A 21,089-nucleotide genomic window follows, 5' to 3' on the forward strand; every position below is an offset into this window, starting at 1 on the left:
GTGAATTCATGCCTCTCAAGGATGCCAAGCTCGGCATCACCGAGTGGGGTTACCGCCGGTCCGACGTTACCTACGATGTCGCGGGCGTCTACTACGGCGCATTCTTCCGGCTTGACGACCATGTCAACCGCTTTCGCACCTCGATGACGAAGTTGCGGATGAACCCGAAGGAAAGCGACGAAGAGATCAAGAATATTCTCACCGAACTGGTGCGGCGCACCGGCTTGCGCGAGGCCTATGTGGCGATGGACTGTGTGCGCTCCCGCCCCCCGCGCGGCGTGCCGCTTCATCCCATAAACGGCCGCAGCTATTTGATTTGCCATGTCATGCCTTGGGTGTGGGTGTTCACGCCCGAGCAACAGGAGCGCGGCGTGCACGCCATGATCGCGTCCCCTCAACGGATTGCGCCGGAGTCACTCGACCCGACGATCAAGAATTTCCACTGGGGCGACCTGACGCGCGGGAATTTCGAGGCACACGATCAAGGCGCCGAAACCTGCATTTTGCTCGATCGCGATGGAAACGTGACGGAAGGACCGGGCTTCAATGTCTTCGCCGTCAAAGATGGCAAGGTCATCACGCCGAAACGCGGTGCGCTCGAAGGCATCACTCGGAGAACAGTCCTGGAACTCTGCGACGAGTTTGGAATTCGCTGTGAGGTCCGGGATATTTCCCGCGACGAATTCGAAGCCGCCGACGAAATCTTCTTCTCGACAACCGCTGGCGGCATTATGCCGGCAAGCCGTCTTGGAACAAGAATCCTGGCGAACGACCGACCGGGTCCGATTTCCGCGCGGCTGAGAACAGCCTTTTGGGAGAAGCGGAAGGCCGGCTGGCATGCGACACCAGTATCTTACGCTTCGTGATCGCAGGGCGAAATGCAGATGCGATCGCTTTTCGACCTCGACGGTAAGATTGCCGTGATTACAGGCTCGAGCCAGGGCATTGGCCTGGCGCTTGCCCGTGGCCTGGCGGAGTGTGGCGCCCGGGTTGTCCTGAACGGTCGCCGTGAACACACGTTGAAGGACGCCGCCACCGATCTGCTCAAGGACGGCCTGTCGGTTGAGGTGGCGGCCTTCGACGTCACGAATGCCCTGTCTGCGCGACAGGGAGTCGAGCGGATTGAGACCTCGATTGGTTCGATCGACATTCTCATCAACAATGCCGGCATTCAGCATCGATCAGCATTGGAGGATTTCCCGGAAGAGAAATGGGACGATCTTGTTAGAACCAATCTTTCTAGCATTTTCTACGTGAGCAAAGCCGTCGCCAAAGGCATGATAGGCCGAGGGCGCGGAAAGATCATCAACATCGGCTCTGTTCAGAGCGAATTGGCTCGTCCGGCCATCGCGCCCTACACGGCGACAAAAGGGGCGGTCAGAAACCTGACCAGAGGCATGTGTGCGGATTGGGCAAAGCATGGTTTGCAGATCAATGCCATCGCGCCAGGCTATTTCAAGACGCCGCTCAACGAGGCTCTCGTTCGAGACCCCGAATTCTCCACGTGGCTCGAGCGGCGCACACCGGCCGGTCGGTGGGGCAATGTTGAAGAACTCATCGGGGCTGCAGTGTTTTTCGCTAGCGACGCGTCCTCATTCGTCAACGGCCACACGCTCTACGTAGACGGTGGTATCACAGTGACGGTGTGAACGCCTGGCGCTGCCTTCGCTTCTCCGTCACCCAGAAGTGGACGCGGATTTTCATGCAGCGGAAACACTCCCGACGGAACTCAGCCGGTTACACGCCGGCATCAGACAGGCGGAAGGGCCTTTACGAGACTGGCCTCGGCCCGCGCTAAATGGTCGAGGTGAGTCTTGAAGAATCTACTGCGAGGGGAATGAATTATGAGTTTCACGCCTGCTGAGGATGCTCACGCGATTATTCTTCCTGCCTTCGACGGAATGATGCTCAGTGATCCGGCAAAGCGCTTTCTAGATCGGGGAGGAATCTCCATTCTGCTGGGAGAAAGCCGAGAAGAATATCTAGCCCGCAAGATGAGTAACACCAGACGTGGGTCAGAAACGGCGGAGTCCTTCCTGCGGATAACCGAGGACGCCCGGGGCAGGTCGGGTATGCTACTTGTGGCAGTGGATCAGGAGATTGGGGGGATTTGCCGACTGCATGATTTGGTTCCGCAGTTTCCTGCACCAAGCGACCTGCCCTTTGCGTCGGAAGACGAGATTTCCGAACTTTCAATGTTTGTCGCGACTGAGGCCGCCGGCATGGGCATCAATGTTTTCTTGTCTCCTATCCTTGACGTATTGACCGGTTCCAACAAATGGCTGGAAAGGCGCACATGGTCGAAGGACCCTCTACTGATCGCGCGCCTTTCCGCAGCCTACATCCGCGGCGTTCAAAGGGGGCGTGTCGCAGCGACGGGCAAGCACTTTCCAGGCTACAGCACGATAACTGGCGATCCGGCAGTCGATGCAGGTGCAGTCAATCCCCTTGCGCTCTCCGACGTCGAGGTGGGTCTGGCACCCTTTCGAGCTGCCATCGCTGCCGAGGTGGAAATGATTATGGTCGGGCCTGCCATCGTGACGGCCTACGATCAAGCAAAGGCTGCACTCCGATCCAAGACGGTGGTCCGGATGCTGAAGGAGACCCTCGGCTTCGATGGTGTCGTTATGGCCGATGACTTAGACTCCATGGCCACCATGCGTGGCGATAGCGTTGCCGCGGTCGCAATTGATGCGCTTAACGCTGGTTGCGATTTCCTACTTCTCGCTGACACCGGCAGCCAGTTGGACGAGATCGCGGACGCCATTGAAACAGCAACTCGGTCCGGAACGATTTCGGCCGAGGCGTTGGCAAAATCTGCTAACAAGGTTCGGCACCTATCACGCAAGTATGAAATGAGAAAGGTGTGAAAACCCTCACATTCCAGACTGCCCTTTTATGCGACTTTCGAAGCACAAATCATGAACATGGGATGACGGGGTATTCGGTTCAAATTCGCCGCTGGCGTCAGCTTCGCGCCTCTTACCAGTCGTCGAGCGGACTACCGGCGAATTCCAGAAGCGGACATCCGAGCATCAACTGAGGCGACTCTGTAGAATTTGATGCTCTGGAGAAAGCGCTTCGTATAGGAAACTTCGAAACGATCGATATCACTGCCATACAATTGAACACTATACAGTGTCACGAGACGGCGAGATCTCTCGGATTTTGCTGCATAAGAGAGGCACCCAATATCCAGACTTCCAAGCTGGCTATGAGGGTTCGATTCCCTTCACCCGCTCCACCTTTTAAATCAACGGGTTAGAACCTCATTTCTTTCAAATTCGAGACGATTATCGAGTGTTTTCAAGCGAAATTGAAACCCGCAGAAATCCGCCATTGTCTGATTCAGTCTTTTTCGCTCTGTGGCTCGTTTGTGGCTCCTCCGAGTTTAATCGGTTAGCGAAACAGGACGTGTCCCGTGCTGCACTACCATCACTGTGGGCGACACCACTCGACCCGACCGCGTCGAAACCAGAAATGCGATCCGCAGTCCGTCTTTCTCCAGACGGAGGGGTGCAGCGTAGTGGTCCCGTCATCATGCCGCGTCAGACGCCAGCATGGGCGTTCGTCGGCTAGCAAGTTCATATGCAGCACCCGGCGGCAACCGCAGGGGCAAAGCATCGCTGCTTGCTCCTCAAATCCGTCCTCCTCGACGACGTAGACTATCTTGCGCTTGAGTTTCCGAGGGAGAGATTCCTGGACGATCAGAGTGCGGTACGGCCGATGGAGCCACCGATCGAGGCGGGCTCGCGTCCGCCGCAGTAATGAGCTGAGCCAGTTCACGACGCACGCCTCTCGGCCATTTCCATGAGGCCAAGCAACGGGGTCGTGTCGCCGAAGCCGACGGTGCCACCCAGAATATCGCAGATACCTTCTTCAGGGTCGCAGATCAGCTCCATGCTGGCGAGACTGAAAGTTACGCTCGCGTAATTCGCATTCGGCTCCTCCCGGAACGGGTGAAGACGCGCGAGGAACTCATCTACCGCAAGTGCTGACGCAAACATGTTCACGCTGATGACGGCAGGGCGGTGCGTAGCAACGCCCTTAATATATCCGTCCTCGACCTGGCGCTCGTGAGCGTTCGGATCGTTGCGACGCAATCCAGCGGCAGCCACTTCGCTCATCGTGAACAAGCCCCGGCTCACAAGACTGGCGCGGCCGGGTCGGAGATAATTGACGGTGCCGCAGACCTCGCGGATGCGGCCTTTGCCAGCACCGTCCCTGACGGCATCGAGGCGTACGCCAATGTCGAAATACGGGATCGAATAATACGAGGCGAGCGCGTTCAGGAGGTAGCGGCCATCTACGGTGTCCATGCAACCAAATATGACGTCGCATTGCGCGACTTCCCGGATCACATCGGGATGCCAGAGATTCTTGTTAACGCGGATTATGCGGGTTCCCAGGCCGATCCGTTCTGCGGCATCGGCGAGCACGTCGACTTTCGTCCGGCGGTCTTTCACGTCCTGCATCGTTGAGTTCAGGATACGGTTGACGTTGCGGTCTTCCATGTGATCGTCGTCAACAATGACGATCTCGGCGGCGCCCAGGCGGACAAGTTGCTCAATAGTCGGGCTGCCGGTGCCGGAGGCCCCGACCACGGCAAAGGACAGGCGGCGGAGCCGCTGGATTGTCCCTTCGTCAAAAGCTTGCGCGTGGGACGCGACGAAGTTCGGCAATGCGACACTTCCAGCGTCCGCGTACCAGAAAAGCAGATCGTCGCCAGCAACAGAAATGCAGTCGATCGACGCTAAGCGGCCGTCATCCAGCATGACACGCCCGAACATTTGGCCGTAAGGGAGCATGACAGCGCTGCCGTGAAGGATATCGGCTTCGACCCATCCGCGGATCATCGGCAAGAGGCGCGCATCGCCTGCGTCGTCGGTTGCGGAGAACGCGCCATAGCCGGTCGGATGGCTGTGAATCTTGACCACTGAAAGACCTTCGGCCGTGGCCCGGTCCAGCATCGGCGCGATGTAGTCTGGCGGCCACGTAACGCGCGAGGGTGTGCGCTCGGCGCAGTCCTCATAGGGGATGCCGTGGATTTCCCGGACGACAAGGCGATGGCAGCGCTCGCCATCGCGGCGTCCGCAAAGCAGAATAGCAACTGCCTCCTTGCCGTCGCCCGGAAACAGGAAACTCATCAGGTGTTCGTGTTGGTCGCCCGACAGCGCCAGGGTTATGCGAGCGGGCATTTTTCGAACTCCCGCTCGAGCCAGTCTTCGATCAGGATGACGTGTGTGCCGAGATGGTCACGCCCGATCTTCCAGGGATTCGCGCCGGTGCGGTGACGAGACCAACGCTGATAGGACCTCCCATCGAGTTCCTGCTGCGCCTGCGTCGCGCCGATCGGCTTGCCGTCAATCCGCGCGAGAGCCGGGAAGAAATACACCATGTTGAGTTCGGTGTTCGGGTAGCCTGTCTCGATGCGTACTGCCGCGATGACGCGCGCATGGTTGTAGCCATGCGGCGTCGGAAGATCGTGGATCAGCACCCACTGGGAGCCGTCCACGATCGTTTCCCACGTCAGCCCGTACTCGTCCAGGAATTCGCGGTCGATGGGGAGCAGGTCGAACTGGCGACGGGGGGGCATCGGTCAGCCCTCCGTCTGGTCGCGGGGCAGCGCCTTGAACTTCTCGACGCCGGGGTGACGCAGGTCGACCGTTTCGTCGAGCCCGACCTTGCGAGGCTTCTCCCCGGCCATCTTGACCCGCAGCGTGTAGTTTTCAGCGGGGATCAGGCCAGCGAGCGTCAGGATTGCGCGGCCGGTTGGCTTAGGATCGTGCACCACGAACGCCTCGCCATTCACGCGGATGCGGTAGCCTTTGGCCAGCGGCGGACGCTTGCCAAGCTTCGCGTACTCTTCGAGATCGACAATTTCATCAAGGACTTCCTCCACACCGGAGTCGCCCTCCTTCATATCAATATGATCGGTCATTGATTTTCCCTCCTTGGGAACGGGCGAGCCACAGCGGCTACCTCCACATCAATATGGCATAGCATGCTAAGAATATCAAGCAAGCTCTTTGCAAGCTTGACGGTGCGAGCGGCAAGCGCTAGAATCTAAGGAGAAACAACGCGTTGTAGGAGGACGCCAACATGCTAGCCCGTACCGACGAGAGGAGTACCGTGAAGCCAACCCTAGGACAGTATCTCGCCTCGATTCGCACAGACCGCAAAATGACTCTGCGTGAGGTCGAAGAGGCCACGAGCAAGCAGGTATCGAATGCCTACTTGAGCCAGATCGAAAACGACAAAATTCAAAAGCCGTCGCCTAACATTTTACATGCGCTCGCCGAGCTCTATGCCATCAATTTCGAAAAACTGATGGAGATGGCGGGGTACCTTACATCGCCGACGGCGCGCGCCGACACCGACAGGCACGGTCGGATCGCGACTTTTGCCGAGCATAATCTCACGGCGGAGGAAGAAGCCGAGATGATGCAGTTCCTTCAATTCATGCGAAGCAGGAAGCGACCGGGTGACAAGACCTGACGACAGCAGCCTCGACCCGGATGATCTTCGGGCGGTCGAGGAGCGCGCACGCAAGCTCCTCGACCGCGCCGACGCGTGGGATCGTTTTCCCGTTCCGCTCAAAGACATTCTTGCCGCCGCCCAGGTAAGGATTGCACCGACCAGCATGTTTGATGCTGCCGCAATCATCGCCTATCTCAAAGGTAAAACGGCTGACGCGAGCGCGCGTATCAAGTCTGCGGTCGCCAAGGTCTTTGGCCTTTACGACGCCGGGGAAAGCCTCATCCATATTGATGACAAGGTCGCGAAATCAAAACAGACCTTCCTGACGCTTCACGAAACCGCGCATCACGACCTGCCAACGCACCGCAAGCTCTTTCGCTTCTTTCAAGATTGCGAGAAGACGCTCGCTCCTGACATCGCCGACCAATTCGAGCGCGAGGCAAACAACTTCGCGCGTTACGCGCTTTTCAAAGGTGACGCCTTCGGACGGCATGCCGCCGACTGCGCGTTCGAAATCAAGACCCCAATTAAGCTTGCGAAAAAATTCGGGGCATCAGTCTACGCGTCGACGCGGGAATTTGCCCGCACCAATCATCGGGCGTGCGTTGTTTATATTCTGGAGCCCATCGAGTTCGTTGCTGGGCACGGTGCTGAAGCCAAAGTCCGCCGCATCGAGCCTTCCCCTTCCTACATCGCGCAGTTTGGGCGGCCGTCAGATACAGTCGTTACCTTGAACCATACCTTGGGCTCGGTACTGCCGATCGGCCGTAAGATGACGCGTCCTGTTTCCTTGTCGATCACAGATAAGAATGGAGCTTCGCACGAGTGCTTCGCTGAGGCGTTCGATACCCAGCACAATGTGCTAATCCTCCTCTATCCCGTTAAGGCGCTGACCGCTTCGACCATTATCCTGCCGCCAGGATTTAAGAGGGTGGCGGTCGTTTAAGCGGCATCGGCAGCAGCCAAGGTGGCCCAGTTGTCTGGGGCATGGTCGTTTGTCCTCTTGTTCCGTGCGCCAGCAATGACGCCTGTTTCGAAGCGATGCAGTCACGAGAGACTTGTCACCAACTCCTGACCAGGCCGGTCGGTCGTTCAGAAGGCGTCGACGTCGATGTCCGCCTTGGCGAAGATCGTTGGGGCTTCCTGAGGCAGATTGTGTCCGATGCCGTCGTTGATGGTCCGGTGCTCATATCTGCCCGAGAATTTCTTGGAGTAGGAACCCAGGCTCCGGGTGCGGGGCGCCATTGGCATCACCTTCGAGGGTGATGGTGGGCACAGTGATCACCGGCCCGCGGCGAGCCGATTTTCCAGCTCGTCATATTCCGGCTCGCCCTCAGCGATGCCAAGACGCCAGCGATAGTTGTGGATCACAATGGCGACATGGTCCGGATTATCGAAGGCTGCCGCCGTGCGATTGAATGTGGCTTCGTCGAAGTCCCAACGCGGCGATGCAATCTGCCAGATCTGTTTTGCAAAATCGTGCCGATTCTTTCATATCCAGCCTGCCCACGTTCGGTGGCAAAGTAATATTGATACCACCAGGCAAGTTCAGCATTGGGTGGCAACGGCATCCTGTTGGATTCACGGCTGCCGATCAAATAGCCGCTGACGGAGACAAGTGCCTTGCAACGTTCCGGCCAGAGCGACGCAACGATGTTCGCCGTCCGCGCTCCCCAATCACAACCACCGAAAATCGCCGTCGGAATCTTCAGCGAATCCATCAGGGCTATGACGTCGGCGGCGAGAGCCGCTTGCTGGCCATTCCGAAGTGTCGCAGATGACAGAAAGCGCGTGGTACCATAGCCGCGAAAGTAGGGGACGATCACGCGGTAACCGGCCGACGCCAACAATGGCGCGACATCAACATAAGTGTGGATGTCATACGGCCAGCCATGGAGCAGCAAGACGGCCGGATCGTCGGCAGGCCCGTCCTCGGCATAACCGATGTTCAGCAGGCCGGCATCGATCTGTCCCAGACGGGGCGACCTTGCTGCAGGCGTCTGTCGTACCCATCGAGATCAATTGCGCGGCAGCTACCGTGGCTGCTGCCGTGCCGAAGAAATTGCGGCGACGGTGGTCGATTGTTTCGGACGCCCTGGTAATGTCCATTGATCAATCCTCGCCGTTCACCGGATCATGCCCGGTCGATCGTCACATCGGTGACGTCGATTGTGATTGGCACGAATCCCTGGTTTGCAACGCCCGTTGGCATCATGCAGAAGGACGCGCCTTCGCGTGGGAAACACGAACCCACCAAATCTCTTTGGGTCATACGTGTAGTGGGCAACAGGCGGGCTGCCGGTCACATCGGCGATCGACTGGGTGGTTTCGTATTTTCCCACCTTGCTAAGCGTAGATTGAGGCTCGTCTCACGCACTGGTTGACAATAATCCAGATGGTTGACAGAATCTTAAAACTGCCCGATTCGGAAAAAGGGGGAATGACAATGCTGCCTTGGGACTATCACCCCGAGTTGACCGTAGAACGGCTGGTCAAGGTTGCACAGCTGCTCGCGCTGGGTCGTGGCAGTGCTGTCGATCGCTTTGATCCCGCAATCGGCGACGATAATTGGACCTTGGGAGTCTGCGCCTACAACTATGGCTGCTTCCAGATCGCGCGAGCTGCGGGAACACTGGGTTTTGAGTGGCTGGGAGTGATTGATCCCGGCAAGCATTTCCAGTTCAGTATCGGCGGCGTTCCGATGCGCTTCTGGCGCGGTGATCCAGCTGAGCCGACCGCAAAGATCTCGGTCGCGACTCCGTTAGAGCAGCTGTTGCTCGACCTGGAGCCGGGCATCCCAACCGCCGGAATGCTGTTCCGCATTGGCGTGACGACCGACGTAGACGGCGCGCTGCTGGGTGCCAGCTTTGTCGCACTGCGGAACGACCAGCCCGAAGTCGTGTGGCCGTTGCCCCTTGCTGAGGCAGAGCCTTTGATCGTGCTGCTCGACGACACGCGGCCTGAGGGTATTGAACTTTCATCGCCGTCTGTCGGCGATCATAGGGAGGACGAGCGCGGCGACGATATCGCCTCTTCTTCCGACGGGGCGTAAGCGTGACAACGAAGGGAAGCCGGCCGAGCCAAGGCCCGGCGGATCGAGCACATTTCTTTTACGGCGACAAGCTCCGACTGGCGCGACTGCTCGCAGGGCTGTCGCTTGATGAGTTGGGCGGGCTCGTGGCCGCTAGCCGACAGTTTGTTCATCAGCTTGAAACGGGTGCCAAGGAACCAACCGACGAGATGCGTGATGCTTTGGCAGCCGCGCTTGCGGTGACGTCTACGTTCTTTGCAACGCCGGGGACAAACCCCGTCCGTGAAGAAGACTGCCACTTCCGTCGGCTGGCGAGCGCCCCACGAGCGCTGATTTCGCAGGCGGTGGCCCGGGGGACAGCTTTGGAAGCCCTGGTTGATGCGATCGAGGGCCAAGTGCGCATGCCGATCGTCGACTTTCCAGAGGAGGCGCGCCCCGCTTCGCCTGACGCGATTGAGCGCATCGCCGAGAATGCTCGACAGCACTGGGGCTTGGGCCTCGATGGTCCAATCACCAGTATGATGCGGGTTGTGGAGAATGCGGGTGCGGTGGTGGTCCACTTCGACGATCTCACTGACCGCATCGATGCGCTATCTATGGCTCGGCGCCGACCTATCATCGTTCGCTCAACCGCGAAAGTTGCGGGTGCCCGCTTGCGCTTCGACCTCGCACACGAAACAGCTCACCTGATTATGCACCAAGGTATCGTGACCGGCGACAGCGTCACTGAAGGGGAAGCGCACCGGTTCGCCGGCGCCTTTCTGATCCCGCGCATCGCCTTCGCGCGTGAATTTCCCCGAAGTCGGCGGACTCTCGATTGGAATGCACTGTTTACCATGAAGCTTCGTTGGAAGGTTTCGGTGCGAGCCATTGCCCGCCGCGCGTTTGATCTGGGCCTGATCGACGCTGCGCAATATCGCACCGCCAACATACAGTTGGTAAAGACCGGGCAAGCTAAGGCGGAACGCTACGACGAACGGGTTGCGGTCGAGGAGCCGGAGCTGCTGCGCGCGGCCATCAGCTGGGTTTCCAACCGTGACGCAATTGTCCTGCACCGTCTGCTTGCCAATCTTGGCATGGCCCCCGAGCTATTTGCCCGACTTACCGGCGAGCGCATGCCGACGCTACCTGACAATGTTGTACCACTGGGTACAGCTAAGCTTTTGTAGATGCCGTTTCCCGTATTGGCTTTACTGTATGATTTCGCTGAGCGATGCTTTCCTGCCCGGTATGAGGCAGAAGAGGCAGCGCGATACGAACTCGGAAGCCGGGGGCAGCATTCGAGGCGGACACTCCCTCTAAAGTCAGCCGATCTGCTCGATTCGCCAGCTTGTCTTGGCTTTGGCCGAGAGCATCCGGTTCAGATACGCAATGAGCATGCTGGCGTGCTGTGGCTTCGGAACGAAGAACATCACTGCCCCTCTATTGAGCTCGACCAACTCATGATGAACTCTGGGGACCTGAACACCGCCCTCCGTCATGAAGTCGCGGACCGAAAGGTCGTGCCAAGGCATCGAGTCCAGGGCGTAGTAAGAGCCGACCGACTTGAAATAGGCGAACAATGTGTCCCTGTCGGATCCGTATTGGTCAAAACGGGCCGCGTATCGCAGATCGATCACCGACCTGGGCTTGTTAGACAGCACGGCCTTCTGGAGCGTCCGGCCATGCACAGTATCCATGGCAACGACGAAAACGCGCAAATCGGGAAGAGCGGGCGCGTCGAACAGATCAAGCTGATCGGCGCGTGGTAAGCTCTGGACAGTAGTATTACGGGTGGCAACCTCAGGCATCTGCGCGACTACGCGACCATCGACACGGCCATGCCAGCTTCCGGTATTCTCGACGAGTGTGAGTTGCGGTTTCGCCACGCTATTTCGCCAAGGCTGCTTCGAGTTCCGGATAGCCTACCGTCAAGGTGGCCCATTCGCTACCCCAATCTGGTGCCCGCATCTCAAATTCTCCGCTTGTCTTATTCTTGAGTTGCCACGTCTTCTCGAATGCCCGGACGTACATCCGCGGTGCGACTCCTACGAACGGTCTGAAAAGCACTTTAGGCTCGTTGAGCTTAACGTCGTCCTTATCGACGTCCGAGGCGGTACGCAGCTGTGACCGCGCGGCACTGATGCTCTTTGCGACCGGCGGTATCCACTCGGATGGGGTCACCTCGATGGAATCGCTATGCAGCTTTGTGGCCAGGCTCTTGGGGTACGGCTCGATGAACTGAACTTCGTACACGCCGGCACTGACAATGTGCCTGGCGCAATAGTGGCACGGATATGTCGTGACGAAGAGGCGGGTACCGACGGTCGAAACACCTTCGCGCCCAGCCGACAGCAACGCATCCATTTCGGCATGGACCGCACGACTGAACTCGATAAGGCCGCCCAGCCGAGTCTTCCGGATGCGCGCAGCCAGGCCGATCCTGTCCGTGACCTGCTTCAGCTCCGGAAGGACCTCGATCAAGTTGTCGATGATGTCGTTTTGCTCGCGATTGCTGCTGCAATACGCCTCGGCGCGAAAAGCACAACGATGATCGTCAATGCCTCTGCTCGACGTTGCGAAGCGTTCGCCATAGACGCCGCCTCCCGCCGCCGGCACTTCGTTCGTTCCGGTCGCGACGACGGTTCCATCGGCGTCGACCAATGCCGCTCCCACCTGCCGGGATAGACAGGCGCTGCGCACGCGGGCGGAGTGGGCATGGTGCATCGCGGTTTCCTCTATGGTGGGCCGCTCCACACGATCATGCGCGATGATGCTAACGAACCTGCTCAAGTCGGTGTCGAGCAGGTTCTTGGTGCCGTTCGGGTCATCACGGGTATTGTCGATAAAGAAATCCGCCTCGTAGAACGCCTCGGTCACATGCTGGCCATGCTTGCGGCTGGAGTCGTCCGAGTCGCGATCCATGAAACGGTCGACGGCGTTCTGTGTTTCGGGCAGCCCCTTCTCCGGCCCGCGGAAGTATTTCTCGAGGATTCGTGCGCGACGCACGCCCTCCTCGCAAACGACACCGATCAGCCCGAATGCGTTGCCGTAAGTTCTGCGCAACAGGTGAATTTCGGCCGGGTGCCTTATCGAATCGACAAAATAGACGCGCTTGACGCTGTCGGGAATGACCTTCTCGCCCTTGACGTACGTCTGACCGGTGCGGTCAGCACGTCGCTGTGCAATTTCGCGCATCGCCGCCTTGGCGACTTCTGCCATGTCGTGCTCGCGCATGGAGTCACCGAGGTTCTGCAACTCGGTGACCACTTCCAAGGTCTTGGGCCCGACATCAGGGAAGGCGAGCCCGTTCTCATGTGCCCAGGTTCGGATCAAGTCACTTGCCTTGATCAGCTCAACTTCATAGCCGCCGGACTTGCAAACGCGTTGCAGTGCCTTGATCGCCTGCGACGCGCCTGCCCCTACTGGACCGACAACGGCGAAGAAAAGCTCTTTCGAGTGGCTCCCGGCCAAGACGGTCTTGCTATCCGGCTTCTGACCAGCCTTCTGCTCAATCTTTGCGACGACCGTCGATCTCGCCATGCCAGCACCTCCCCCGATCCCCGATTCGGCTTATTCTTTCCATATCGAAGGACCCGCAAAGTGCTAAGCGCGTATATCATTGGATACAACCACGAAATCCCGAAGAACCTCCGATTGGGGCACCACTTGCGCACTTGAGGGACTCGGACGACTAGATATTGGACTATGTGGGTGGGAACTCAGGAAAGCTGGACCATTCGGAGAGCGAGTCGTTACGTCGGCGGAGGTCGTCGACAATCGTCAATGCGATGGGTGCCGCAAAGCTCCCGGGTTGGCAGTCTCCCTGCGCAAAGAGGGCGCCAGAGGAACGGCTGCTTCAGCCAAATGCCTCTCGACAGCGGTCGGTCGGCTTACGGTCCCACACCGGTCGTTCCGTTGCTCCGGCTTAATGGACGCTTCTGGCGCTACAGCGACCTTCGCAAAGCGATACGGATACGAGCTGCATCTTCACACCAACCCCACCCTGAAATCCTCCAGAACCTGGGCCAGCCCTGGCGCGCCAAGAAGCGTCACAACACGCTTCGGCTGAAGCTTCAGTACCGCGCGATCGTAAATGGCAAGATTGGTCGCCTCATTGAGGCGCGAGGGATAAATGATCCCGTCGGGCTCAGATGGGTGCTCGTGAAACGCCAGTGACCACCGGCGTGCCAGGTTCTGGCGCTGTGCCCGAACGACATCGGTCGGCACACCCATCCGAACGGCATTGTCGCCTCTGAGGTCGACCAGGCGTAGGTCTGTCGTGGTCGCGAGCTCCGCATAGCGCCGTCGGGTCAGCTCCACCTCCTCTATTGGAAGATCATCAAGGATTCCTTCGCGGCGGTCGCGGAGCACGGTCTCTAGGAAGCACACCTTCAGGGAATCACCGAGGTAAAGAACGCCAAACCGATTGGCGTCAACGCGGCGTCGAGGATCGCTGAATCGGCCCGGCGACTTCCCGTATCCCAACGGATCGGGATAGGTGCTCCAGTAGATCCGGCCGAATGTCCGTCCCGGCGATATGGTCTCGATTTCGAGCTTTGCACGCCCGAAATCGGGAGGAGGAGGAACGCCGGGCATTCAGTCGAAATCACCCCTGGCCATACCTTCGGCCGCGGCCAGCACCGCGGCATCGTCGCCTTGCTGAAGGGCTCGAAGACCGGTCCGCCCATCGAGCCCGCCGTGGCGCGACGCCAGAAACCGATAGACGGCCCATGCACTGTTGCCAAACATGGCATGGAGCGCCGGCAATGTCCCAAACGGCCGGCCATGCTTGTCGAGTTGCCACACAGGAAAGCGGAAACCGCGTTTGGCGCCATCGATCCCGAGCACCTGCCCGCTCTGCCGCTTGGCATTGACCGTTACCCGCGACATGCCGAGCAGTTTGGCGAAGGCTTCCGCGCTCAGCATGTCTTCACCCGCGACAATTTCGGCGACGCGCTTGCGGCCACGTTCGCGCGCCGCGGCAACAGCCGCCTCGAGTTCGGCGTCTGGCTTGCCCGTGTCCTCGACGGGGAACACGTCCGAAGCGATCGGCTGTTCCTCTACTGGCGTGATCGTCTGCGCATCGGCCGCCGGATCGACCTCTACCCGGAACGATACGCGGTGGCCGATCTTGCGGCTGCGTGCGATCGCTTCCTGATAGCGTTCGAGCAGCACCTTTTTGAAGTGGGCCTGTGCCGGAAGCTTCGTTGTGAAACTCAGGGCGGCGACTCCCGCAGGGGACGCGGCGCCGCTATGATTGCTGTGCTTTGGGGCGGCCATGATGAGAACCTCCTGCTGTCACCAATATGGTTACAGATCGCAAGTTCGTCAAGTTCGATAACTTCGTAAAGTGCAGAACGCTTACGGCGAACGACTGCGGGCTACACAATCCCCCATGCCCGAAACCTTCCCCTGCCCGTCATCTCACGCAGGCCAAGCTCGCCGACCAGGTTGAGCGCCCCCTGTTTTGTCACCTTTAGCCGCTCCTGGATCATGCCCGCCGAGACGAGTGGCCGCGACATGACGAGCTCGACCAGGTCGGGGAGTTTCGAGCTCACTCGCCGTTGTTTGAGCCGCCGCTCCATCTGGCTTTTTGCCAGCACGAGACGGTCATGCTCCTTCAGGCCAGCCAGCGCTGCGTCGTGGATTCCATCGAGGCAGGCCAGCAACCGATCGGAACGATTGCGCGCCCGCCGCCGCTCGCGCGGAATGTTTTTCGCGCCGAGATGAATGCAAGCGAGATGGTGGGCGGCGAGTCCTTCCTGTCGCAGCAGTGCAGCCACGAGCAGCGGCCCGAGCCACGTGGCATGCTGCAGCATCTCGATGTCCGACCAGGCTTCGAGCAGGACCGCAGCGCGCAGGACGACTGGTTGCCCCCGCGTTTCCGCGAGCACAGCGTGCCATTCGGCCAGCCGTTCTTCCTCATTCCAGTCGAGATCATAGATCAGGTGCGGCCGGTCGTCCGGGCGCGCCGCTTTCGCCGGCACGTCGGCGCCGCTGAGAATTTTCGATGAGCGTGCCAGGACGGCATCGATCTCGGCAAATTCTTCGGCCAGCAGATCGGCCTCAGCGTCGTCGCGATCGTCGGCTTCCACAGAGGCAGTTCCAGCCCCCTCCCCGTCCCGGCTTTTTTCGCCCGCCGCCGACATGGCGCCGCCGCGACCGGTCAGCGCCAAAAAACCATCGCGGCTGAGCGCCCAGTCCGGCTTTTGCGCAAAAATCCGCCGGCGGGTTCGCAGCACCGCGTGCGCCCGGGTGAGTTCGTGGGTCGGGGTGCGGATGTCCATGTGGGCGTCGTGCAGCACGAGGTCCTCGAGGTGGACGAGTTCGCCCTCGAGCCAGAGTGCGGAAGCCGCGTCGGCAAAATGCTGGCGCTCGACAAAGCCGTCGCGGACCGGCGAACGGGCGACCCGCTCGTCGAGGCGGACCAAAACCTCGGTCGCGCGGGCAACCGGCCCGATCAGGGTTTCCAGGGGCAGTTTGTCGAGCGTGTAAGTCATTGTTTTCATGATGGCTGATTCGCATTGGTCAAGCTAGTGAGGGTATCACTGGACTTACATCGTATTTCTTCAGGGCGAGAAATCACTATCGATAATGACCGCATATCGGGACTGTACAGCACCACGCCCTGGGGCGGTCAGGAGGCTAGAAAACGTTGATTTTCAGGCTCATCGAAGCCGCAGGAGCTACGCAAAGGGCCACTAGAGACGTTTACAAACGATCGTTTGGTGATACCTTCGGTGTTTGTACAATCACTGCTTTTCGATGCTGAGAGACGCCGCAAATGGCCCGTGAAGCGCAAGATCGACGCTCCGGACGACCAAAGGGCCGGCAAATCGGCTACGCGCGCGTATCGACGGACGAACAAGCGACGGAAGCGCAGGAAATTGAGCTTCGATCGGCCGGCTGCGACGTCGTCGTTCAGGAACATGGATCCGGTGCGTCGAGAGCTCGCCCTGCCCTACTGCGGTTGATGAGCGACATCGGCGCCGGCGATGTCCTGGTCGTTGTGCGTCTCGATCGCCTTGCGCGCTCGGTCAGCCATCTTCTTCAGGTGATCGAGGATCTGACAGAGAAGGGCGCGCATTTCCGATCTCTGCGAGATCCAATCGACACGTCGACGGCACAGGGCATGTTTTCGCTACAGGTACTCGGTGCCGTTGCCCAGCTCGAGCGTGCGCTTATTTCGGAGCGGACCAAGGCTGGCATCATCGCTGCGCGATCGAAGGGGCGCCTGCCAGGTAATCCTGGCATCCGGGAGCGCAGGCCCGAAGCCCTGGCGAAGATGACCGCGGTGCAAAAGGCAGCCTATGGCCGACGGCTACAATCAACTATGAACCAGTGGCTTCCGACGGTCCGCCGGATGCGACCAGACCATAACTGGGACGACATCGCTCGAGTCTTGAAGCAGCGTGGCCTCGAGTGGACGCCTGAACGACTGCGGCGGGCAGTGAGGTGGCTCGTCGGCGAGCACCTGGCCGAATCCACACTGCTAAAGCGGGCGTCTCCTCTGCCTCCCGAAGATCGCCTGATGACTCTTGTGGCAGGGATTTCGCAGTCTAACCCAGATCTGTCGCTCCGCGACATCGCTGGCCAGCTCGAGCGTCTGCATGAGCGAACCCCACGAGGAAGCGCAAAATGGTCTGCCTCCTCAGTCAAGAACCTGCTCGATCGAGCCCGCCGGCTTGGACTCGTCGCCGAACTACCCGCGAGCTGACCGTCATCCCGCTGCAGAACAGTCCTCAGTTTACGGTCCGTGGCTGACGCTCAAGATCTCCGATCCGCTAGAGCGTCGGAGGTTCAGTTTGAATCGCGAGGGATTCCAGTGAGGCGTGGTTCATGATTCACTTCCTGTAGGAGGTGATTTGCCATGCCCAAGCCCTATTCGCTCGATTTGCGTGAACGTGTTGTGCGGTTTGTCGAGGCTGGCCACTCGCGGCGTGCGGCGGCGGCACATTTTGGGGTGTCGGTTTCGTTTGTCGTGATCCTGATGAGGAACTATCGAAAGACCGAGAGCCTGGCGCCCAAGGCCAGCGGTGGCCGCCGCCATTCCAAGCTCGACCCGCATCGTGCGTTCCTGCTTGGCCGTGTGGCCGAGAAGGATGACATCATCATGCCGGAGCTTGCCGCCGAGCTGGCCGCTGCTACAGACGTCCAGGTGGCTCCTGCCTCGATCTCGCGCTGGCTCATCAGGAATGGCTATCGCTTCAAAAAAAACGCTGCTGGCCAGCGAGCAAGATCGTCCCGACGTCAGCAAGGCGCGGCAGGAGTGGCAGACCAGGCGCCAGCCGCGGATGCGGCTTGAGCCACATCGGCTGGTGTTCATCGACGAAACCGGAACCACTACGAAGATGACAGGTCTGCGCGGCCGCTGCCTAAAGGGCCAACGGCTGCGCTCAAAGGCACCGTTCGGGCATTGGAAGACGCAGACCTTCATCGCCGGGTTGCGCTGTCATGGGCTCACGGCCCCTTTTGTTATCGACACGTCGATGAACCGGCGCACCTTCGAAACCTATGTCGAAACGCAGCTCGCTCCGACGCTGGCAAAGGGCGATGTCGTCATCCTCGACAATCTCGCTGCCCACAAGAGCCCGGCCGCCGAAGCAGCGATCCGGGCCAGAGGCGCATGGCTGCTCTTCCTGCCGCCCTACAGCCCAGATCTCAATCCCATCGAAATGGCATTCGCCAAGCTCAAGGCGCACCTGCGCGCAAAGGCCATCAGAACCATCGACGCCCTGTGGCAGGCCATTGGCGATATCTGCAATCTCTTCTCTCCAACAGAATGCAGAAATTACTTCGCAGCCGCAGGGTATGGACTCACATGAAAGTCCGCCGCTCTAGTACACTGCCCAGGCATCCGCGGGGACGGCACTGCCGGCCCGCGCCAGCCAAGCCGCACGATCGGATTCGGTAAGCGAATTCCACCACACCATCCCGGCGGTTTCATCGGGCGTCGGTTTCGGGTCGTGTTCGTTTTTCATGCCTTCGATGCTCTCATAAGACGCTCGTCCCGACAAACGCTGCAGCCACCGTCCATGTCCTAGTGCGGATCGAAACCCGCCGGCTGATCATGATCCGCGCGCCGGCTTGCCGAGGCTGCGGCGCAACGCATCGCTGATTTCCAGCCGGGATTCGGTGCGCACAACCTTGCCTGCCGCCTCCAAATCGACGGCAGCGGCTTCAGCTCCGGTTCCGGTCGTCTTCGACGCGTCAAGCTTGGCCCGCAACAAGGCCATCACCATCGGCCAGACCGAGAACTTTCCGACCTTTGCTCGATCTGTCAGGCTGCGCAAATAGCCCCCGGCGCTGTTGATCTGGTCCTGCCGCTGGTAGATCGCGGCAATGGTAATCGCCGCCTGCTGCTCACCCATTGCCGTTCGCGCTTCCTCCCAGGCGCTCGGGCTGACGCCCATGGACGGTCGGGCAACCTCGGCCGCGGCCAGAAATTCACGCCAGTTGCGGATTCCGCCGCCGCCCTTCACCAGCCAAAGCATGTTCGGGCAGGCATCCAGCACGATCCCTAGCGGCAGTTCGCGTTTCGGTAGGCTGCGTACGTTGTCGGTGTCCGCAACGTTGCCGCCCGCTTCATCTTTATTTCCTAAGCCGCTTTCAGATTCAAATTTAGAGTCTGGTTTTGAATTCTGTATGTGGCGCCCATTTTGGGACTCATTGGCGTCCACTTTCTGTGTTTTTACAAATGATTCCAATGCTTCACGCACTTCAGCCCAAAGGCCTTCAAGTTCTTCGGCAATCGCCTCGAGAGTCTGCCTGGGTGCAGTGCGTGGTATCTGACCAACAATCGCCTGGTAGGCCTGCTGAACCCTGCCCCAGTTCGCCGGCACGCCTTCCTCAATGCCGGTGTCGATCATCTTGACGATATCACGTCGGCATATGGTTAGCCGCTCCTTAACGAGACGAAATGCCTTCTTCTCAGATCTGACCGCATCCGCAAGATCCTTGAACTCCTCAGCGCGCGCCACGATCGGCGAGATGTCAAAGCCATAGGCTTGCTCGATCTCGCCCGCCTGCCCTTTCCGGGCGAAGCGCTTGCCGTTTGGGCTGTCCCGACGGATGATCAATCCACACTCGACCAGAACGGCCAGGTGTCGCCGTAAGGTCGTTGGGGGCATGCCATTGGCGCGGCGGATCAGCTGCTCGTTGGATGGCCATACAACCAGTTCACTGTCGCCATAAAGCGCCGTGTCCGGATGGAACGACAACAGCGCGTCGAGAATAGCCAAAGCGCGATCAGTGGCGCCCAGAGCGATCCTGGCGTCCTTGATATCTTGGAAGACATGCCATTTGTGGACGGTCGCGTCCTTAGGCACGGCCCTTGCGGTGACTTGGCTTGAAATCATGCCAAGCGTCATCGGTCGCCCCCCAAAGGGCGTCGTTGCGTATCCACTCTCCATTTCCCTCACCTTTCAAGAAGGCAAAAGAAATCCGCTCGCCGAAAACCGACGCTATGTCTCTTGACAGTGATTCGCGGAAATGAGATTCTCGAAGTGCGATCTACGAGAAGGGCTTCCGCGACGGCGACGTTCGGGGGCCTTTTTCTTTTGCGGTTTCAGTCTCCTGTTGCTGCTTTCTCCGACTTTCTAAAGGCCTCGTAGAGTCCCTGCAGATTGTCGGAGATCCAAGTTCCAAAGCGGCTGCCATCCGTCTCCTTTACGGCGATCGTGACGGCCTTCCCCGCTCTCTGAACGCTGACGCTAACCGACTTGTCATCCGGAGCCCACGATTGGACCCCGGGTTTCACACTGGCCTTGCGGACGCGCTTTTCCTTTGCGTTCAGGGCCATGAACAACTGCTCGAAGCGTCGGTTACTCTCTAGCCCACTGAATTCGGGTTCGGAGAGGATTTCATCGACTATGTCCGATTTCTTGCCGACGAGCAGGGATAGCTCAACCCACCGCTCGCGGCCTATAGATGGAGCTGATCCAATTTTACCTATGACTGATGGCGGGATCCGTGTAGCAACCGACACCATTTTTGAGACGGCGGCGGCGTTCGCAGCCAATGCCGACGAGATGACATCTCTGTCGTAATTCAGCTCCTCGAGACGCTTTGCGAACATCGCCTTCTCGATAAAACTTAGATTTGCTCTGGCAGAATTCTCCTGGCCCTGAGCAATGACATGAGCCTTGTCGTCAATCTCCTTGACGACCGCCCTAACCTTCCGTCGGAGATCTCGGGCCACCCGGACGCGCCGATGCCCAAAGACGATCATGAAGCGGCCTTCGATGCTCGGGTGGGGGCGCACAAGAATGGGGGAATCCTGCCCCCTCTGCTGAATCGCTTCCAGCAGTTCCTGATATTGTTCCCTGTCGTCATCCATGCGATCGGAAACGAACGAGCCGTCAATAGCGTCCGGGTCGAGTTCGACTACATGCTCACCCTCAAGGTAGGCATCCGCCTGCTTTGCCAATTCGTTAACGGAGCGGATCATGGATTTCGAAGCACCGCGAATCGGATAGGCCGCAGTTGAACTAGATGTCAGCTGGTCGTCTGCCTCCGTCTCAGCGAGGCCGGAAAGAAGATTCTTACGTGCCATCTTAGTCTACCTCCGGATACAACCTAGTCTGTTGAAAGCACA

The 21,089-nt window shown here is 59.2% G+C and carries 20 protein-coding genes and 1 pseudogene; 9 read left to right on the plus strand and 12 right to left on the minus strand.

The window, feature by feature from the left end:
• Nucleotides 1-8 precede the first annotated feature (8 nt).
• The 3 genes from NKI95_RS18520 to NKI95_RS18530 all read left to right on the plus strand — a co-directional run bounded on the left by NKI95_RS18520 (nucleotide 9) and on the right by NKI95_RS18530 (nucleotide 2,870).
• Nucleotides 9-866: an aminotransferase class IV gene (locus tag NKI95_RS18520; RefSeq protein WP_352718768.1), complete on the plus strand. Its 858-nt coding sequence runs from the start codon at nucleotides 9-11 to the stop codon at nucleotides 864-866.
• A gap of 18 nt (nucleotides 867-884) precedes the next feature.
• Complete coding sequence (locus NKI95_RS18525) at nucleotides 885-1,649, plus strand: SDR family oxidoreductase (RefSeq protein ID WP_352718770.1); 765 nt, start codon at nucleotides 885-887, stop codon at nucleotides 1,647-1,649.
• 195 nt (nucleotides 1,650-1,844) lie between these two features.
• Nucleotides 1,845-2,870: a glycoside hydrolase family 3 N-terminal domain-containing protein gene (locus tag NKI95_RS18530; RefSeq protein ID WP_352718722.1), complete on the plus strand. Its 1,026-nt coding sequence runs from the start codon at nucleotides 1,845-1,847 to the stop codon at nucleotides 2,868-2,870.
• Nucleotides 2,871-3,435: 565 nt separating this feature from the next.
• Here the strand turns inward: NKI95_RS18530 and NKI95_RS34455 are convergent.
• The 4 genes from NKI95_RS34455 to NKI95_RS18550 are packed head-to-tail and all read right to left on the minus strand — an operon-like array spanning nucleotide 3,436 to nucleotide 5,941.
• A complete protein-coding gene (locus NKI95_RS34455; protein ID WP_502909191.1) occupies nucleotides 3,436-3,786 on the minus strand; it encodes a ubiquitination-like system serine protease family protein in 351 nt (116 codons plus the stop codon).
• Complete coding sequence (locus tag NKI95_RS18540; RefSeq protein WP_352718724.1) at nucleotides 3,783-5,198, minus strand: ThiF family adenylyltransferase; 1,416 nt, start codon at nucleotides 5,196-5,198, stop codon at nucleotides 3,783-3,785. Before NKI95_RS18540 ends, NKI95_RS34455 begins: the two co-directional genes overlap by 4 nt.
• Nucleotides 5,183-5,596: an E2/UBC family protein gene (locus tag NKI95_RS18545; RefSeq protein ID WP_352718725.1), complete on the minus strand. Its 414-nt coding sequence runs from the start codon at nucleotides 5,594-5,596 to the stop codon at nucleotides 5,183-5,185. Before NKI95_RS18545 ends, NKI95_RS18540 begins: the two co-directional genes overlap by 16 nt.
• Before the next feature lie 3 nt (nucleotides 5,597-5,599).
• Nucleotides 5,600-5,941 (minus strand): multiubiquitin domain-containing protein, encoded by a 342-nt coding sequence (locus NKI95_RS18550; protein ID WP_352718727.1) that lies wholly within the window; start codon nucleotides 5,939-5,941, stop codon nucleotides 5,600-5,602.
• 161 nt (nucleotides 5,942-6,102) lie between these two features.
• Here NKI95_RS18550 and NKI95_RS18555 point away from each other — a divergent pair, with 161 nt between their 5' ends.
• A complete protein-coding gene (locus NKI95_RS18555) occupies nucleotides 6,103-6,498 on the plus strand; it encodes a helix-turn-helix domain-containing protein (protein WP_352718729.1) in 396 nt (131 codons plus the stop codon).
• Complete coding sequence (locus NKI95_RS18560) at nucleotides 6,485-7,426, plus strand: ImmA/IrrE family metallo-endopeptidase (protein WP_352718730.1); 942 nt, start codon at nucleotides 6,485-6,487, stop codon at nucleotides 7,424-7,426. The genes NKI95_RS18555 and NKI95_RS18560 overlap by 14 nt, the downstream gene beginning before the upstream one ends.
• 146 nt (nucleotides 7,427-7,572) lie before the next feature.
• On the opposite strand, the pseudogene NKI95_RS18565 reads toward NKI95_RS18560, so the two are convergent.
• Nucleotides 7,573-8,589: pseudogene (locus NKI95_RS18565) on the minus strand (alpha/beta fold hydrolase).
• 286 nt (nucleotides 8,590-8,875) lie between these two features.
• On the opposite strand from NKI95_RS18565, the gene NKI95_RS18570 reads away from it, so the two are divergent.
• Both NKI95_RS18570 and NKI95_RS18575 read left to right on the plus strand, forming a co-directional pair.
• Nucleotides 8,876-9,532 (plus strand): hypothetical protein, encoded by a 657-nt coding sequence (locus tag NKI95_RS18570; RefSeq protein ID WP_352718732.1) that lies wholly within the window; start codon nucleotides 8,876-8,878, stop codon nucleotides 9,530-9,532.
• A 2-nt stretch (nucleotides 9,533-9,534) separates the two neighbouring features.
• The gene (locus NKI95_RS18575) at nucleotides 9,535-10,680 is read left to right on the plus strand and encodes an ImmA/IrrE family metallo-endopeptidase (RefSeq protein ID WP_352718734.1); all 1,146 of its coding nucleotides are present in this window, start codon (nucleotides 9,535-9,537) and stop codon (nucleotides 10,678-10,680) included.
• Between the two features lie 135 nt (nucleotides 10,681-10,815).
• Here the strand turns inward: NKI95_RS18575 and NKI95_RS18580 are convergent, their stop codons facing one another.
• The 5 genes from NKI95_RS18580 to NKI95_RS18600 all read right to left on the minus strand — a co-directional run bounded on the left by NKI95_RS18580 (nucleotide 10,816) and on the right by NKI95_RS18600 (nucleotide 15,993).
• The gene (locus NKI95_RS18580; protein WP_352502260.1) at nucleotides 10,816-11,379 is read right to left on the minus strand and encodes a hypothetical protein; all 564 of its coding nucleotides are present in this window, start codon (nucleotides 11,377-11,379) and stop codon (nucleotides 10,816-10,818) included.
• A gap of 1 nt (nucleotide 11,380) precedes the next feature.
• Entirely contained in the window at nucleotides 11,381-13,033 is a 1,653-nt protein-coding gene (locus NKI95_RS18585) for an anti-phage dCTP deaminase (protein ID WP_352718736.1), read from the minus strand.
• A gap of 447 nt (nucleotides 13,034-13,480) precedes the next feature.
• Entirely contained in the window at nucleotides 13,481-14,089 is a 609-nt protein-coding gene (locus tag NKI95_RS18590) for an RES family NAD+ phosphorylase (RefSeq protein WP_352718737.1), read from the minus strand.
• A complete protein-coding gene (locus NKI95_RS18595) occupies nucleotides 14,090-14,773 on the minus strand; it encodes an XRE family transcriptional regulator (RefSeq protein ID WP_352718738.1) in 684 nt (227 codons plus the stop codon).
• A gap of 101 nt (nucleotides 14,774-14,874) precedes the next feature.
• Nucleotides 14,875-15,993 carry an RHE_PE00001 family protein gene (locus NKI95_RS18600; RefSeq protein WP_352718739.1) on the minus strand — a complete coding sequence of 373 codons (1,119 nt, stop codon included), beginning with the start codon at nucleotides 15,991-15,993 and terminating at the stop codon, nucleotides 14,875-14,877.
• Nucleotides 15,994-16,277: 284 nt separating this feature from the next.
• On the opposite strand from NKI95_RS18600, the gene NKI95_RS18605 reads away from it, so the two are divergent.
• A complete protein-coding gene (locus NKI95_RS18605) occupies nucleotides 16,278-17,210 on the plus strand; it encodes a recombinase family protein (protein WP_352718741.1) in 933 nt (310 codons plus the stop codon).
• A 153-nt stretch (nucleotides 17,211-17,363) separates the two neighbouring features.
• Nucleotides 17,364-18,318, plus strand: a protein-coding gene (locus NKI95_RS18610; protein ID WP_502909193.1) for an IS630 family transposase whose coding sequence is annotated in 2 segments (ribosomal slippage) — nucleotides 17,364-17,719 and nucleotides 17,718-18,318 — 957 coding nt in all. Because the reading frame shifts where the segments join, the coding sequence is not laid out codon by codon here.
• Nucleotides 18,319-18,561: 243 nt separating this feature from the next.
• On the opposite strand, the gene repC is transcribed toward NKI95_RS18610, so the two are convergent.
• Nucleotides 18,562-19,905, minus strand: a complete 1,344-nt coding sequence (gene repC / locus NKI95_RS18615) for a plasmid replication protein RepC (protein ID WP_352718745.1) — start codon at nucleotides 19,903-19,905, stop codon at nucleotides 18,562-18,564.
• A 155-nt stretch (nucleotides 19,906-20,060) separates the two neighbouring features.
• The gene (gene repB, locus NKI95_RS18620) at nucleotides 20,061-21,047 is read right to left on the minus strand and encodes a plasmid partitioning protein RepB (RefSeq protein ID WP_352517308.1); all 987 of its coding nucleotides are present in this window, start codon (nucleotides 21,045-21,047) and stop codon (nucleotides 20,061-20,063) included.
• Nucleotides 21,048-21,089 lie beyond the last annotated feature (42 nt).

The organism is Mesorhizobium sp. M0306 (assembly GCF_040321655.1).
Lineage (GTDB): Bacteria > Pseudomonadota > Alphaproteobacteria > Rhizobiales > Rhizobiaceae > Mesorhizobium.

Bases quoted from the DNA above. Each gene is read 5' to 3' on its own strand.
- NKI95_RS18590 (WP_352718737.1), bottom strand. From the start codon at position 14,089: ATGCCCGGCGTTCCTCCTCCTCCCGATTTCGGGCGTGCAAAGCTCGAA.
- NKI95_RS18545 (WP_352718725.1), bottom strand. From the start codon at position 5,596: ATGCCCCCCCGTCGCCAGTTCGACCTGCTCCCCATCGACCGCGAATTC.
- NKI95_RS18530 (WP_352718722.1), top strand. From the start codon at position 1,845: ATGAGTTTCACGCCTGCTGAGGATGCTCACGCGATTATTCTTCCTGCC.
- NKI95_RS18525 (WP_352718770.1), top strand. From the start codon at position 885: ATGCGATCGCTTTTCGACCTCGACGGTAAGATTGCCGTGATTACAGGC.
- repC (WP_352718745.1), bottom strand. From the start codon at position 19,905: ATGGAGAGTGGATACGCAACGACGCCCTTTGGGGGGCGACCGATGACG.
- NKI95_RS18600 (WP_352718739.1), bottom strand. From the start codon at position 15,993: ATGACTTACACGCTCGACAAACTGCCCCTGGAAACCCTGATCGGGCCG.
- NKI95_RS18555 (WP_352718729.1), top strand. From the start codon at position 6,103: ATGCTAGCCCGTACCGACGAGAGGAGTACCGTGAAGCCAACCCTAGGA.
- NKI95_RS18570 (WP_352718732.1), top strand. From the start codon at position 8,876: ATGGTTGACAGAATCTTAAAACTGCCCGATTCGGAAAAAGGGGGAATG.
- NKI95_RS18550 (WP_352718727.1), bottom strand. From the start codon at position 5,941: ATGACCGATCATATTGATATGAAGGAGGGCGACTCCGGTGTGGAGGAA.
- repB (WP_352517308.1), bottom strand. From the start codon at position 21,047: ATGGCACGTAAGAATCTTCTTTCCGGCCTCGCTGAGACGGAGGCAGAC.
- NKI95_RS18585 (WP_352718736.1), bottom strand. From the start codon at position 13,033: ATGGCGAGATCGACGGTCGTCGCAAAGATTGAGCAGAAGGCTGGTCAG.
- NKI95_RS18595 (WP_352718738.1), bottom strand. From the start codon at position 14,773: ATGGCCGCCCCAAAGCACAGCAATCATAGCGGCGCCGCGTCCCCTGCG.
- NKI95_RS18520 (WP_352718768.1), top strand. From the start codon at position 9: ATGCCTCTCAAGGATGCCAAGCTCGGCATCACCGAGTGGGGTTACCGC.
- NKI95_RS18540 (WP_352718724.1), bottom strand. From the start codon at position 5,198: ATGCCCGCTCGCATAACCCTGGCGCTGTCGGGCGACCAACACGAACAC.
- NKI95_RS18605 (WP_352718741.1), top strand. From the start codon at position 16,278: ATGGCCCGTGAAGCGCAAGATCGACGCTCCGGACGACCAAAGGGCCGG.